This is a genomic window from Lactobacillus sp. M0393 (genome assembly GCF_016102025.1).
Taxonomy (GTDB): domain Bacteria; phylum Bacillota; class Bacilli; order Lactobacillales; family Lactobacillaceae; genus Lactobacillus; species Lactobacillus melliventris.
In genome coordinates this window covers 14,331-29,460 of the sequence record NZ_JACFPK010000002.1, presented here as the reverse complement: position 1 = coordinate 29,460, position 15,130 = coordinate 14,331, and the positions used below count along the sequence as shown (strand labels likewise).

Here is a 15,130-nt window from a genome sequence, read left to right as displayed (position 1 = left end):
ATCACCTTGTTGTTATCGTCAACGTCTTGGTATTCAATAACCGATTGCTTATTATTTATCTTGGTATATTTAACCGTGATCGTGATGTCTTGATCAGTTGGCTTTACCTGTGCTCCTTTTACTATTTCAGTATCTGGTTCATACCCCGGAATGTTAGGTGAACTAACATAATTAAAAGTATTACTTGCCGGACTCCACGGACCATAAGTGGTCTCCTTGGTAACGTGATCTACTGTACCCTCACGGGTAAACTTGACTGTTTGTACGTTATCAGACAGTGGTGTTGGCGTGCCAACATACTTGATAGTCTGTTTAACTTCTTTAATGAGGTTCGCATCATCATTTTTACCTGTCGCCGGATTGTTTTCCCCCGGTAGATAGGTTTGCTTAAAGTGTTTTAAATTAACAATAAATTTTTGCGAGTCGTCACTATATACTTTATCCCCGCCATTGGTAAAGCCATCAAAAACTACTTGATAGCCCTTTTGGTTTAAAGTAGAAATCGTTCTATCATGCTGATCACGAGGGATCTTTTGACCCTCATTACCATATAAAGTATCAGAAGCGATCATTTTACTACCAGACTGATCACTATTACTATCAAGGTCATAATACTCAATAACTGTCTTTTGACTTGATCTACTGTACTTAACCGTGATCGTAATATCTTGATCAGTTGACTTTACCTGGGTTCCTTTTACTATACTGGTGTCAGGTTTATACCCTGGAAACTCCGGTGAATTAACATCCTTAAAAATTTGACTTATTGGATTCCACGGACCATAATCGGTCTTCTGGGTTACGAGATCTACTATTCCCTCACGGGTAAATTTGACTGTTTGTACGTTATCAGGCACCGATGTTGGTGTACCAACATACTTGATAGTCTGTTTGACTTCTTTAATGAGGTTCGCGTCATCATTTTGCCCAGTTGCCGGGTTGTTTTGCCCCGGAATGTAGCTTTGTGTTTTGTGTTTTAAATTAACAATAAACTTTTGCGAGTCGTCATTAAATACTTTGTCCCCGCCACTAGTAAAGCCATCAAAAACTACTTCATAGTTGTTTTTATTTAAAGTAGCGATAATTTCATCATGTTTACTATGTGAAATTTTATCTCCTGCAGTACCGATTTCAGTATTAGAATTCAACAACTTATTGTTGGCATCAAGATCGTGGTATTCAATTATAGCTTGTGGTTTACTCGCATAATCAAAACTTTTGAACTTAAATATATGCTTAGTCGGTAAAGTTCCAGTTGAGGCAGAAATTGTAAAGTAAAGGTATTGGTTAGCACCATTAAATTGGATTTGTTTAGATGAAGTATAGGTTTGTCCATTAATTGTAATCTTTACTGTAAGTGTCTTATTACTTGCTGTATAGTTTAATGTAAAAAAATTGTCCTTTCCTTGATTAATATAAGTGTAGGGAACAGTAAAGAGACTATTTTTGCTAGTATCAATACTGCCGAATCCAGTGTTATCAGTAGTAACAAATGCTCCATATGCACAATCTTTTGGCGCAATTCCGTCATCCTCTGGACCAAGTAACTTAGGAGTGTCAGTTGAATAATTATGCCAAGTATCGAACTTCCAACCTATAGCATTAGGTATGCCATTAATACCTAAATTTCCACCAGTTTTGCCGACTTGGTTTTTTTCTCCAGTATAAAAGGCAAATCCAATACCATCAGCAATACCGGAAGCATTATCAACTTTCGTCGTTGTTCCAAAGTTCATATATCCGGAAAGGGTAAAGTTCCGAGTTAAGTCAATCGGGTCCTTGAAGGTGATATTACCTGCTTGCCAACTGTCACTTGTTAAAATTTGATTACCAACTGGTTTTCCGTCACCATCCGTGGAAATAGTATAATTTCCCGCTGTAGCTGCACTACCATTTTGTTGAAAATAGTTTAAATAATTATTCGGGTCTACATGAATACTATTTGCACTCCTTGTACTTATAGTTTGATTTCCATCATTTGACTGATCAGCAATAAAATTATTAGCACTAAAATTGTCAGTCTGAGTAGTTTCAGCATTAAGCTGATTGTCTTTTGTGTAATTTTCTTGGTTAACGTCATAGCTACTCTCTCTCTTTAAATCTTTTTGATCCAGAGTCGAATTACTATATTCAGTATTAACCTCTTGCTTTTTCATGATTTTAGAATTAAATGTACCACTACCAGTTTTGGTACCCTTCTTCAGTAGATCAGACTGAGAATTTATTGGTTTTTGTTTTGTTGTATTACGTTGCTTTTTGATTTTTTTAGCCTTTAAAGAAGAACTTCTAACTTTAGTACCCTTCTTCAGTGAATCAAACTGAGAATTTATTGGTTTCTTCTTTGTTGTATTACGTTGCTTTTTAGCGTTTAAAGAAGAACTTCCAACTTTAGTACCCTTCTTTAGTAAATCAGACTGAGAATTTATTGGTTTCTGTTTTATTGCAGTATGTTGCTTTTTAACTTTTTTAGATTGAGTAGAATGTCTTACAATTCTACATCTTTTCTTTAATTTTACTGTATTAGACTTAGGAGTAGTTTTTGCACGTTTAGTTACTTTAATCTGTCCACTTGGTACTTTAGCTGCATGAATTACTTCTGGATTGTTTACAGCCAAAAAGTCCAGAGCGGCCACAGTAGCACCACTCATCAAAAACTTTTTTCCCTTTTTATAGAATTTTTTTGATTTTTTCATATATTCTCGCTTCTCTAATATATAAATAAAAATTGTAAAGCTTTATTATTCATCCAAACGGGAGAGTATAAAGTGAATTTTTTGGTTTCTTTTCAAAAAATATAACAATCCAATTTTCTTTTAAATAAGGTAGATTAGAGTCAAATTGGTCTGAAACAAATTAAATCTGTTGCCCAGTTTTCGTGTCTATTATCCGGCCTCTGACCTTCAAAATAGTCACTATCCTACTTTATTTGGTAATTTGTTTGCTTTTTCAACTACCACAAGTGATACTATTTATGTAAGCTAAAAAAGTAGTCAGACTTCACACTTCGGCTACTTAATTAACTTACACAATAATGAAATTTTTGTGCTGTCCACTACGTGAACAATTTTATTATATTACCAGATATGGTAGCGGTCAAGTACAAAAAGCAATCATTTATGATACTTTTTGAAGGAAGAATTAAAAATGAATGTTTACTCCCGTATTTTTGATACTGCCAAAAAACATGGAATGTCCGTTAAAGAATTGGCAAGAAAAGCCGAAATTGGAGAAAATAGTATTTACCGTTGGAAAACCATTAAGCCCTCAATTCAATCATTAACAAAAGTAGCTCAACAGCTGCATGTTACGACTGACTATTTATTAGGTCAAGAAGAAAGTGATAGTAATTACTGCATAGATATAGCTGATGAAAATATTCAACTGCTGTATCATGGGCAAAATGTGCCAGAAAAATATATTAAGATGCTTCGCTTTATTATGGAAGAAGATCAAGCAGAAATGGCTAAAGATTAAAAAACAATTTTTTAAAAAAGTGATTCTTTTTTCTCTATGCTTTTATTGGATTTTAAGTAAAAAAGAAGAAGCATATAAAAGTATACTCATACTTTTATATGCTTCTTACTTTGGTCATTTAATATAAAGGCCTTCTATATTTAGTCAGCATTTAATCTTCGTCTGCAGCTGCTGTATAGACATTCTGAACATCATCATCATCTTCCAGAGCATCTACCAAATGATCGAATTGTTCTTTTTTATCGTCTGGAACTGGAGTAGTTGTTTCAGGTATCATTGTTAATTCAGCATTAGCAAGTTTATAACCCGCTTTTTCAAGTGCATCACGTACTTGAGCAAATTGCTTAGGGTCTGTGTAAATTTCATATGCATCATCGCTGGTTTGCAAGTCATCACCGCCTGCATCCATTACATCAAGTAACATTTGATCTTCATCAGCATCAGTTGTTGAGCGGTCAATAACAATGTAACCCCTACGATTGAACATATATGCAACAGAACCTGTAGCACCAAGAGAGCCACCATTTCTGGTAAAAGCAACTCTAACAGCAGAAGCTGTTCGGTTCTTGTTATCAGTTAACGCCTCGACAAAGATAGCTACACCACCAGGTGCATAACCTTCATAAGTAATTTCATCGTAATGTTCTTCTGAATTGCCTTCAGCCTTTTTAATAGCGCGGTCAATATTTGATTTAGGCATGTTGTTGGCATGAGCCTTATCCATTACCATACGCAAATTAGGATTCCCGGAAGGATCAGGACCACCATTCTTTGCAGCCATATATATTTCACGAGATAATTTTTGGAAAATTTTACCCCTCTTTGCGTCTTGCGCATTCTTGCGGCCTTGAATATTGTGCCATTTTGAATGTCCTGACATTTAAGAATCCTTCTTTCTTTTGCTAGCGTATTAACGATATTATCTTACCGCATAGCACCATAAATTTCAATACTAGCAATTATTTAGCTCAACTTTTTAACATAAATTAATGCGCTTTCATTAAAATAAGTTTACCTTGACTCTGGTCAATTTTTTATTTAATTAGTAAAATAAAAACATTAATTGTTTTCAAAGGAGAGAGTTTTAGTGGAGGAAATAAATTCAAGCAAGAAGTACATATCTTGGCCAGTCTTAACCCTGATGGCTTTTTGTACCGTGATCGGGCTGGACGATATTATGTACAACTTTCAAAATCAGGGAATGCCAGTGGTAACGTCATGGATAATCATGTGTTTGTTTTACGTCATTCCCTATTCATTAATGGTGGGCCAACTGGGATCTGTTTTTAATAATGAGGGTGGCGGTTTATCATCCTGGGTTCGTGGAACTAACGGAGAATTTCTCGGCTATTTTACTGCCTGGACATACTGGGCAGCGTCAATTCCTTATGCCGTTGATTCAGCTAACGAAATAATCGTTGATATTGGCTGGGCTTTGACCGGTTCTGAAAAGTTTCAAAGTCAAATTTCTAATACCAAATTCGCTTTGATGACCTTTGCGATGTTCATTATTTTCATTATTGTTGAACATTACTTTTCTCACTCAATGGAAGTTCTTTCTACTATTGGTGGTGGATTAATGCTCATCATGACCTTGATGTTTGTTTTCTTGGCTTTCTTGGGACTAGCAAAATCCGGTGGTCACATGGCAACACAGCCGTTTACCTGGCGGACACTTATTCCCAAGTTTGACATGCATTATTGGACAACTATTGCAATGCTTATTTACGCACTGAATGGTTGTGAACTGGTGGCACCCTATGTGACTAAGATGAAAAAGCCTAAGTCTGATTTTCCTAAGGCAATGATTGCCTTGGCATTAATGACTATTTTCCTAACAGTCTTTGGCTCTTTTGCTTTGGGGATATATTTTAATAGCTACCATATTCCAAATGATTTAAAAATGAACGGCGCTTATTACGTTTTTGACATGGTAGGACACCAATATGGCTTAGGTAAAACTTTGCTCTACGTTTGGGCCTGGACTTCTGTCTTTTATAATGCCGCTTTATTAGCTGTTCTTCTTGACGCCATGACTAGGATGCTCATTTCTGATACTGGCGATAAGTATATGCCTCAGTTTTTACAGAAAAAAGACAAAAACGGTCTACCTATTAATGGCTACATTTTGACTGTTTCTTTGTCAGCGTTTATTATGCTGTTAGGTATCTTCCTACCAGATATGAACGATATCTTTAATTGGCTGCTGAATTTGAATGGAATTATTTCTCCTGGAGTAACCTGCTGGATCTTCTTCTCTTTCATGCAGATCAGGAAAAACTCGCAGAAGTTTACCTCAGACTACGTTTTTATTAAGAACGATAAGCTGGGATATCTGGCTGGTTTATTCTTACTAATAGTGACTGCTGCAGCAACTATTTTAGGAATCGCACCTCAGGACATTAAAAAATTTAGTGGCTACTGGTGGTATGAACTAATAATCAATATTGTTGCTATCATTGTATTAATCGGCTTAGGTGCTATTTTACCAAGTATCAGAAGGCGTGAAGAAGAATACGGTATTGCATTTAACAAGAAGCAATGGACTACTATTTTTGTTTTGATAATCGGTTCTATTATTTTTGATCTATACCTTGGTGAGAAAAATACACTATTTCACAATGCCGCAATTAATTTTGGTCAAATTAAAATTGGGGTAAATATTGTCATGATTATTATTGAAACAATTTTGGCAATCCTAGTTTGTTGGCTTGTCGGCAGAAGAAAACCTACTCAGGTGAACAACTAAATTTAACTCTATTCTCCGAAACTATTTTGGTTTCGGAGTTTTTACATATCAGAAAAATTTAGTTAAAAATAGCAGTACTCAACATTATTTCTCCCACATTGGTTAAAATATCCAAATATCTACTATATAATAGTAGTGACTGAAATAAATTAAGGAGATCTAAATGAACAATATTCCCTTTAAAGCTGTAGCCGTTGACATGGATGGAACCTTTGAAAATGATGAAAAACAGTTTGATCATGAGCGCTTCGAAAAAGTCTTAACTAAATTGCGTCAAAGACACATCCACTTTATCGTCTCCAGTGGCAGACCATTATCACGTTTACGTCAAGATTTTTATGAATTTTTAGATCGGATTGATATTGTCGCTGATAATGGTTCAATTTTAACTAAAGACAATCAAATAATAGTTCGCCATGTGTTTACTTATAAAACTGGCATAAAATTAATTAATTTTATTCAAACCAATTATCCTTATGTTCAAATTGCTGCCAGTGGCTTGAACAACTCATATCTGAGTAAAAAGGCATTAAGTAACTTTAAAAATTTGATGCATTATTTTTATCCTAACGCCTGTGAAATTGGCGATCTTATTAATATTCCAACAAGTGATAGCCTAACCAAATTGACCTTAGAATGCTCTTCTGAACTTGCACACGAATTAGAACTAAAATTCAATCAGACAAATCCAGAAAGAATTCATTGTACTACCAGTGGTTTTAATAATATAGATGTAATGCCGAGTGGAGTTAATAAGGGACAGGGTTTAAAATATTTCCTGCGTTATTTTAATGTTAAACCTGAAGAATTAATTGCTTTTGGCGATGGTTTAAACGATCAAGAAATGATCGAATTAGCGGGATATAGTTATGCAATGAAAAATGGACATGAAGACCTTAAAAAAATTGCTAAATATGAGGCACCGTCTAATAACGAAATGGGCGTATTGCAAGTATTAGAGAGCTATTTAGATTAGAATAAGAATATGAATATTGTTTTAAAAATGATAAGGACAAATTTTCATGAGTTATATTGATGTACGACACAACTTTAAGCGTTACCATACAGGAGATACAGAAATATTAGCTAATAATGATGTTAGTTTTACTGTTGAAAAAGGTGAACTGGCCATTATTTTGGGTGCATCCGGTGCTGGTAAGTCAACTATTCTAAATATTTTAGGTGGAATGGATACTAACAGTTCCGGTGATGTCATTATCGATGGTAATAATATTGCTAAATATAATAAGCGGCAGCTGACAAGTTACCGCCGGACTGATATTGGCTTTGTATTTCAATTTTATAACTTAATTCAAAACCTCACAGCAAGAGAAAACGTTGAGCTGGCATCAGAAATCGTTCCTGACGCACTTGATCCGGTAAAAACTTTGGTTGATGTTGGTCTCAAAAACCGCATTAATAATTTTCCGGCAGAATTATCTGGTGGTGAACAGCAAAGAGTAGCAATCGCTCGGGCGATAGCCAAAAATCCCAAAATTCTACTTTGCGACGAGCCCACTGGTGCACTTGATTACCAAACGGGAAAAAGTGTTTTACAAACGATTATTAATATGAGCCGCAATAACGGAACTACAGTAGTTATAGTTACACATAATAGTGCTCTGGCTCCTCTTGCTAACCGGGTAATTCATTTCCATGATGGTAAGGTCACGCAAATTGAAGAAAATTCACATCCAGATAGTGTTGCAAATGTTAAATGGTAGAAAAGGCTCATCATGAATAAAGTTATTCTAAAAGATTTTTGGCGATCAATTAAGCATACCAAGGGGCAATTTATTTCTATCATGGGACTCATGATGATCGGTGCCTTTGCTTTAGTTGGTTTAATGGTTACTGGCCCAGATATGCGCGATACTGGCAATCATTATGCACAAAAGCTAAATACTGCTGATTTAACGGTTATTTGCAATTACGGCTTAGATCATAAAGATACGCAAAAAATCAAGAAAACTAAGGGTCTGCAGGCTGTTGAATTTGGTTATATGACAGATACTGTAATCAAAAACAGTCAGGAAAGTTTTCGCATTTTTTCTAAGCCCAATTCTGTGGGCAAATATGAAGTTCGTAAAGGTCACCTACCCACTAAGTCAAACGAAATTGCTTTAGCAGACCATTATTCTAATAAATATCAAATTGGTCAAAAAATCACTTTTACTGAAAAGAAAAATGTTTTAGGTACGACTCTATTAAAACGAAAAAGTTTTAAAATTGTGGGCTTTGTGCGCTCTAGTCAAATTTTATCCAATGTCAATTTAGGCCAAAGTAATAGCGGCACAGGGGAACTGAAAGGTTATGCAGTTGTCGATCCTAACGCTTTTAACCATACTGTTTATACGACTGCCAACTTAAGATATAAAGATTTGAGGGGGCTTGATTCTTATGGCAAGACTTATACCAGCAAGGTTAAGAATCATAAAAGAGTTTTACAGGATGATTTAAAAAATACTGCCCATCAAAGAAAAGCAAGGATTCTTTCTGCTGCTGGCAAAAAACTTGTGCCGCAAGAAAAGAAGATTCATGAAGCTGAACAAAAATTAAATGCTGCCAGTCATCAAATTAACGCTGCCGAAAAGCAATTAGCCAGTCAAAAAGAAAAATTAAATGCAAAAGTAGCTCAAGCTAAAGCTGCTGGTATAAAATTGCCACCAGCTGCCCAGGCTCAATTAGAGCGAGCTGAACGAGAAATAGCTGCTGGTGAGCAAAAACTCCAACAAGAGAAAAAAGTATTTGCGCAAAAATCGCGTGATACAACCAAAAAGATAAAAACTGGCAAAGAGCAAATTAACAAGGCGAAAAGGCAATTAAATAAATTAGCTCTTCCCAGTTATAGCGTTTATAACCGGCGAGAAGTTCCTGGTGGTGAAGGAAATTTAGTTTATACAACTGTAGCACAAGTAGTTGAAGATTTAGCAAAAGTATTCCCGATTTTTCTCTATTTTGTTGCCGCTCTAGTTACATTTACTACCATGAATCGCTTTATCGACGAAGAAAGAATAAATTCCGGCACAATGAAAGCACTTGGTTATGATGATTATGTCATTATCAATAAGTTTCTTGCATATGGCTTCATCTCAGGTACCATCGGTACCATTTTAGGAGTTTATTTAGGCCATACTTTGATGCCGCAGATTGTTTATCATGCATATTACAAGTCATTAACGATCCCACCAATTGAATTACACTTTCACTGGCAGATCAGTCTGGTAGCTCTCCTATTGTCTTGGATTAGTTCAGTTTTACCGGCATATTTAACTGCGAAGAATGAATTTAGAGAAAAGCCAGCTGCCCTATTGTTACCAAAAGCTCCGGCTGCCGGATCCACAATCCTTTTGGAAAAAATTCCTTTCATTTGGAACCATCTCAGTTTTACCCATAAAGTTACTGCTCGTAATATTTTTCGTTATAAGAAACGCATGCTGATGACCATCTTTGGCGTTTGTGGTGCTGCTACTATGCTTTTTGCAGGTTTCGCTGTCAAAAATTCAATTACTAACATGAATAACAGGCAGTTCAACGATCTAATTCATTACAACATGATTGTCGCCCAAAAGCCTGGTATTTCAGTTAACCAGCAAAAGACTCTAAATAATAAGTTAAACGAAAACAATATTAAATCGGAGACTCCAATTTATTACGAATCTATGTCTAAAATTGCTGGTAAAACCGGTGACACCCAAGACATTACGTTAATTGCACCGTCTTCTGACAAGGTATTAAAAGATTACGTTCATTTGACTAATCGGAAAACCAAGCAGACTCTGCATTTAACTAATAATGGAGTTATCATATCGGAACGGTTGGCAACTCTGCTTAAAGTAAGCAAAGGCGGATATCTAACGCTCACGGACAAAGATAATAAGTCTAGAAGAATGAAAGTAGCTGGTATTACAGAAATGTACATGGGACACTTTGTCTTCATGAATAAAACTCAATATCAGGATATCTTTAAGCGCAATTTTAAATCTAACGCCTATTTAGTTAACTTAAACAATCCTAGTCGCAAAAACACTAGAAATATAGCCGCCCAATTTATGGCTCTAGCCGGAGTGGCTGGTGTTGTACAAAACACGGCTGTTAGTCAAGAGCTGGATGTCGTGGTTCAATCCTTAAATTTGATTATGCTGGTGCTAATAGTAGTCGCTGGACTTTTGGCAATCGTAATTCAATATAATTTAACTAATATCAACATTGCTGAAAGAATACGGGAACTTTCAACAATCAAAGTTTTAGGATTCTATGATAATGAAGTAACAATGTATATTTATCGCGAAACCATTCTTTTAACAGGCATTGGTATATTGGTTGGCTATTTAACTGGTGATTTGCTCTATCGCTACATTCTTTATGTTGTTCCACCTGACAATGTTATGTTTAATCCGGCATTATCTGCTCCAAGTTTTCTGTGGCCATTAGGTGTAATTGGTGTGATCACTATCATTTTAGGTTTTATCGTTAATAAAAAGTTAAAAGACCTCGATATGTTAGAAGCTTTAAAATCGGTTGATTAACTAAAATCTGCTCGCAAGGAGCAGGTTTTTTTATTCATAATAAATTAAAAAATAAATAAAGTTGTGCTATACTTTTCTTATTAGATTTAATGTTCATGAAAAGATCTTCAAATTAACCTGTATACGAAATATTTATCATCCTTCCTTTTTAAATGATAAAGTTACTACAAATTAATTTTGGAGAAAAAATTGAATAATATTTTACAAGTTAAACATTTAAAAGAAACCTATAAAGATAAAAAGCAGGAATTTCAAGCTTTAGATGATGTTTCTTTTACAATTGACCAAGGAGAGATACTGGCGCTTTTAGGTCCTAATGGTGCTGGAAAAACTACTATTGTCTCAATCATTGGCGGTTATTTAATCCCTACTTCCGGCCATGTGATTTTAAATGGTCAAGATATTACCACTGCACGAAAGAGACCAAACATTGGTGTTTCTTTTGGTGGTGATTTAGGTTTTTACCGTAACGCTACAGCCAAGCAAAATTTGCAATTTTTTGCGGACTTGGCAAAGGTTCCCTTCCGCAAGCAGAACAAAGAAATCGAACGTGTTCTGTCAATTGTTGACCTTCTGAATGTTGCCAATAAAAAAGTGGGAGAATTTTCTAAAGGAATGACGCAAAGACTGCATATAGCACGCTCTTTGCTCAATAATCCTAATTTATTACTCTTGGATGAACCCACAAGTGGTCTTGATGTTGAAATTGCACAAAGTGTGCAGAAGACAATTAAAAATTTGTCTGACTCGGGTATAAGTATTTTATTAACCAGTTATACAATGTCCGAAGTTGAAAAATTGGCTAAACGGATAGTCATTTTAGGTGCAGGGAAAGTATTTTTTACCGGCACCATCAATGCTGTTTTTGGCTTAGCCGAAAAAGAGATAAACCAAAAACCTAAAAATTTAGAAGAAGCCTACTTAGCTTTAGCACCTAAATTAAGGAGGAAATAAAAATGCGTTTTATTCGTCTCTTCCTCTTTCATGTTAAAGATTATCTTTCAGATCAATATTTTGTCTGGTTGACGATCACAAGTACTACTTCTATCTTCTTAATGCAATATATTATGGCGTATGCTACACATAATTTGAATAATACACAAATATGGCTTCAAAGCGGTATTTTTGGAATGTGGACTTCTTGTACAACCGTTGCCGGTTGCATCAGTTTCGAACGTTACAAAGGAACGCTGCCATATTTATTAAACAGCCAGTACGATGAAAGAGCTTCGTTAATTACCTTGCTTTTGCCTGCATCCACCTATGGTCTATTTTCGTTTCCGATTGCATTTATTCTGGCAAAAATTTTAGGAGCAGCTACTGGTACAGTTTCGCTTTACATTATTTTATTAATTTTGCTAATGTGGGTCGGTTGTGCAGTAATGGGCATCTTAATTTCATCTTTTCTAACTCTGTCACCAAACGCAATGGTCTATGAGAGTTTAATCGGAACTCCGATATTACTATTAGCAGGATTATTCGGCAATGATACAGTTTTAGGGCCATTAACCAATGTGTCACAATGGTTTATCCCAATCACGTCACCAATTGCTGCTTTATCCCATAATAAAAGCCTCAACTGGTCTTCTTATTTCTGCAGTTTACTTCTTTGGATTGTATTAATTGTGGTTATTGTCAGAAAAATTAACGACCTGGTAAGAAGGAAAGGAGCTCTGAAAATTATCTAATGTTTGCTACACAGTTCTCGAGCCTTTCATTTCTGAATAATTGGCGGACAAAGCTGACCTACTTTTTCATCACGCCAATGATTAATCTAGCCCTGTTAGTATTAATTAATATGCAGTATTCTAATCAATTTAATTGGGATGTTGCCATTAGCTCCATTGCAATGGACGCGGCGGTACTTGCCCTTGAAACATTTTGTTCTGCTGTGATTACCGATGCTAATTTAAAGATTGACTTTGAGTTAATTGCCAAAAGACCTTTCAGTATCAGATATTGGCTTACTAAGTGCATTGTTGCCATTATTATAGGCTGCACTTTAGCACTAATTAACCTCTTTCTATTGTACTTAGTAGGTGCGCCCTTAGTCATTATTGGACGAGCTTTACTTATGCTACCACTTTCATGTATTTATGGTTGCGCTTTAGGTTTTGTATCTTGGGCTATTTCCTGGCAAATGAATGATCCTTATTTTTTGGAGAATATTTTTAGTAGTTTAGCCCAATTAATATCAGGAGTACTAGTGGTAATTTCAGCTTATCCTGATTGGTTAAAAGCAATTGCTTTATTATTTCCTTTTGCAGAACCAGTTACTTATATTAAAACAGGTGGTGCTAACCTAGCTTATAGCGTATTTATTACCCTCATTTGGCTTATTATTGGTATTTTTGCTTATATTATTCAAATCAAGCCTGTTTTAGCCAAAGGAAAACATCATTATTAAAGTTCACACAGTAAAAAAAGAGCGGTTGAATGTAATTCAACTGCCCTTTTACTTTTAAAATACTATATTTTGGCTTTTCCTAATAAAACCGAACTGATAACAACTGATAGTGAACTAAAGGCCATAGCTAATCCTGCTATTTCCGGACTAAGTGTGAGACCCACACCTGCAAATAAACCAGCGGCTACTGGAATCCCCAGTACATTATAAATGAAAGCCCAGAACAGATTTAATTTTATCCTATTAAAAGTCTTGCGGCTTAGCTTTAAAGCCCGGACAACATCTTCCAAATCGTTTTTAATTAATACGATGCCACCTGCATCGATGGCGACATCGGTACCGGAACCCATGGCAATTCCTACGTCTGCTTGGGTTAGAGCTGGCGCATCGTTGATTCCATCACCAACAAAGGCGACATGATGTTTTTCCTGCAACTTTTTAATGGTATCAGCTTTATCAACTGGTAAAACTTCAGCTATTATCTGATCAATACCAACCTGCTTTGCAATCGCCGCAGCTACCTGCTGATTATCACCGGTGAGCATAACCGTTTTAAGTCCTAATTGATGTAAATCGGAAATTGCTTTTTTGGCGTTTTCTTTAGGTGCATCTTGAATTGCAATTAGACCCAGCACTTGATTATCTTGAACAACAGACACTACCGTTTTTGCCTCATTTTGCAATGCCACTATTTGCTCTTCTAAATCTGGAGCAATTTTAATTTCTTTATGCTTTTTGGGGCTGCCGACCGCAACATTTGTACCAGAAATTTTACCAGTGACACCCCATCCTTCAATTACAGTAAAATTTTCTACCGTTTTTAACTGCAACTTTTCCTTTTTAGCCGCAGCTAAGATAGCTGGAGCGAGAGGATGTTCAGACAATTTCTCTAAACTGGCTGCCAATTGTAAAACAATTTTTCTATCACCAACAATATCTGTTACTTGTGGTTGACCTTTGGTAATCGTTCCCGTTTTATCAAAAACTATAGTATCAATGCTGTTTGCAGCCTCTAAAATTTCGCCGTTTTTGATTAAAATGCCCATTTTGGCACCACGACCAGTTCCTACCATTAAGGCTGTTGGGGTAGCCAGACCCAAAGCACAAGGACAGGCAATCACCATTACTGCAACAGCAAAAACTAAAGCAGTTGCAATATTTTTACCGAGAAAAATATACCAAACTAAAAAAGTTAGAATTGCAATAATCAAAACAGTAGGAACAAAAATATTGGCAACTTTATCGGTTAATTTTTGAATTGGCGCATGACTGTTCTGCGCCTTTTTTACTATAGCCACTATTTGAGCCAACATGGTATCATTGCCAACTTTTTGAGCTTCCATTACAAATGAACCTGTTTGATTAATTGTTGCCCCAATAACTTGGTCGCCACTAATCTTTTTAACCGGCATGCTTTCACCAGTTACCATAGATTCGTCAACACTGGAATTGCCGGAAACAATTTTGCCATCTACTGGAACTTTTTGTCCAGGCATCACTTGAATTAAGTCGCCCTTAACTACCTGAGTGATGGGAGTACTGACAAAATGATCACCTTTTTTAACCAGAGCATCTTTTGCGCCTAAATTAAGTAACTTTCCCATAGCATTTGAAGCAGTAGACCGCATTTTTTCTTCTAAAACCTGCCCTAGTAAAACAAAAGTAATGACTAAAGCCGCACTTTCGAAAAATACGGGTTTACCGGTGGACATGGCATAAATGCTATAAAGATAAGTTATTGATGTCCCTAAAGCAACCAGAGTGTCCATGTTCGAATGGTGTTTTTTAAACGCAGACCAAGCACTGGAAACAAATGGACCAGCTGAAATCACCATAATAATCGTAGTAAAAATTAACATGGTCCATTCACCGCCAGGCAACATCCAGCCAGTAAAAGGATGGATGATCATTTCAATTAGCATTGGTAGTGATAATATTAGCGACGTCCAAAAACGTGTTGTGATCTTCATT

The 15,130-nt window shown here is 35.8% G+C and carries 11 protein-coding genes; 8 read left to right on the top strand and 3 right to left on the bottom strand.

Going from position 1 to position 15,130, the window contains the following annotated elements; all coding sequences use genetic code 11:
• On the bottom strand, window positions 1-2,693 hold a 2,693-nt coding region (locus H3R29_RS01475), incomplete at its 3' end, for a hypothetical protein (RefSeq protein WP_198203103.1).
• 451 nt (window positions 2,694-3,144) lie between these two features.
• On the opposite strand from H3R29_RS01475, the gene H3R29_RS01470 reads away from it, so the two are divergent.
• Window positions 3,145-3,474, top strand: a complete 330-nt coding sequence (locus tag H3R29_RS01470) for a helix-turn-helix domain-containing protein (protein ID WP_046324665.1) — start codon at window positions 3,145-3,147, stop codon at window positions 3,472-3,474.
• A gap of 151 nt (window positions 3,475-3,625) precedes the next feature.
• On the opposite strand, the gene H3R29_RS01465 is transcribed toward H3R29_RS01470, so the two are convergent.
• Complete coding sequence (locus tag H3R29_RS01465) at window positions 3,626-4,354, bottom strand: YebC/PmpR family DNA-binding transcriptional regulator (protein WP_046324664.1); 729 nt, start codon at window positions 4,352-4,354, stop codon at window positions 3,626-3,628.
• 261 nt (window positions 4,355-4,615) lie between these two features.
• Between H3R29_RS01465 and H3R29_RS01460 the strand changes: the two genes are divergently transcribed.
• From H3R29_RS01460 to H3R29_RS01430, 7 genes are all read left to right on the top strand, one after another.
• Complete coding sequence (locus H3R29_RS01460) at window positions 4,616-6,223, top strand: amino acid permease (RefSeq protein ID WP_232352199.1); 1,608 nt, start codon at window positions 4,616-4,618, stop codon at window positions 6,221-6,223.
• Window positions 6,224-6,386: 163 nt separating this feature from the next.
• Window positions 6,387-7,199, top strand: coding sequence for a Cof-type HAD-IIB family hydrolase (locus H3R29_RS01455; protein ID WP_198203105.1), 813 nt, complete (start codon window positions 6,387-6,389; stop codon window positions 7,197-7,199).
• A gap of 46 nt (window positions 7,200-7,245) precedes the next feature.
• A complete protein-coding gene (locus H3R29_RS01450) occupies window positions 7,246-7,947 on the top strand; it encodes an ABC transporter ATP-binding protein (protein WP_046324661.1) in 702 nt (233 codons plus the stop codon).
• 12 nt (window positions 7,948-7,959) lie between these two features.
• The gene (locus H3R29_RS01445) at window positions 7,960-10,752 is read left to right on the top strand and encodes an ABC transporter permease (protein WP_198203106.1); all 2,793 of its coding nucleotides are present in this window, start codon (window positions 7,960-7,962) and stop codon (window positions 10,750-10,752) included.
• Window positions 10,753-10,941: 189 nt separating this feature from the next.
• Window positions 10,942-11,706, top strand: coding sequence for an ABC transporter ATP-binding protein (locus tag H3R29_RS01440; RefSeq protein WP_198203107.1), 765 nt, complete (start codon window positions 10,942-10,944; stop codon window positions 11,704-11,706).
• A gap of 2 nt (window positions 11,707-11,708) precedes the next feature.
• Entirely contained in the window at window positions 11,709-12,440 is a 732-nt protein-coding gene (locus H3R29_RS01435; protein ID WP_198203108.1) for a multidrug ABC transporter permease, read from the top strand.
• On the top strand, window positions 12,440-13,159 hold the full coding sequence (locus H3R29_RS01430; RefSeq protein WP_198203109.1) for an antibiotic transporter permease: 720 nt from the start codon (window positions 12,440-12,442) through the stop codon (window positions 13,157-13,159). Before H3R29_RS01435 ends, H3R29_RS01430 begins: the two co-directional genes overlap by 1 nt.
• Window positions 13,160-13,221: 62 nt before the next feature.
• On the opposite strand, the gene H3R29_RS01425 is transcribed toward H3R29_RS01430, so the two are convergent.
• Window positions 13,222-15,129, bottom strand: coding sequence for a copper-translocating P-type ATPase (locus H3R29_RS01425; RefSeq protein WP_198203110.1), 1,908 nt, complete (start codon window positions 15,127-15,129; stop codon window positions 13,222-13,224).
• Window position 15,130 lies beyond the last annotated feature (1 nt).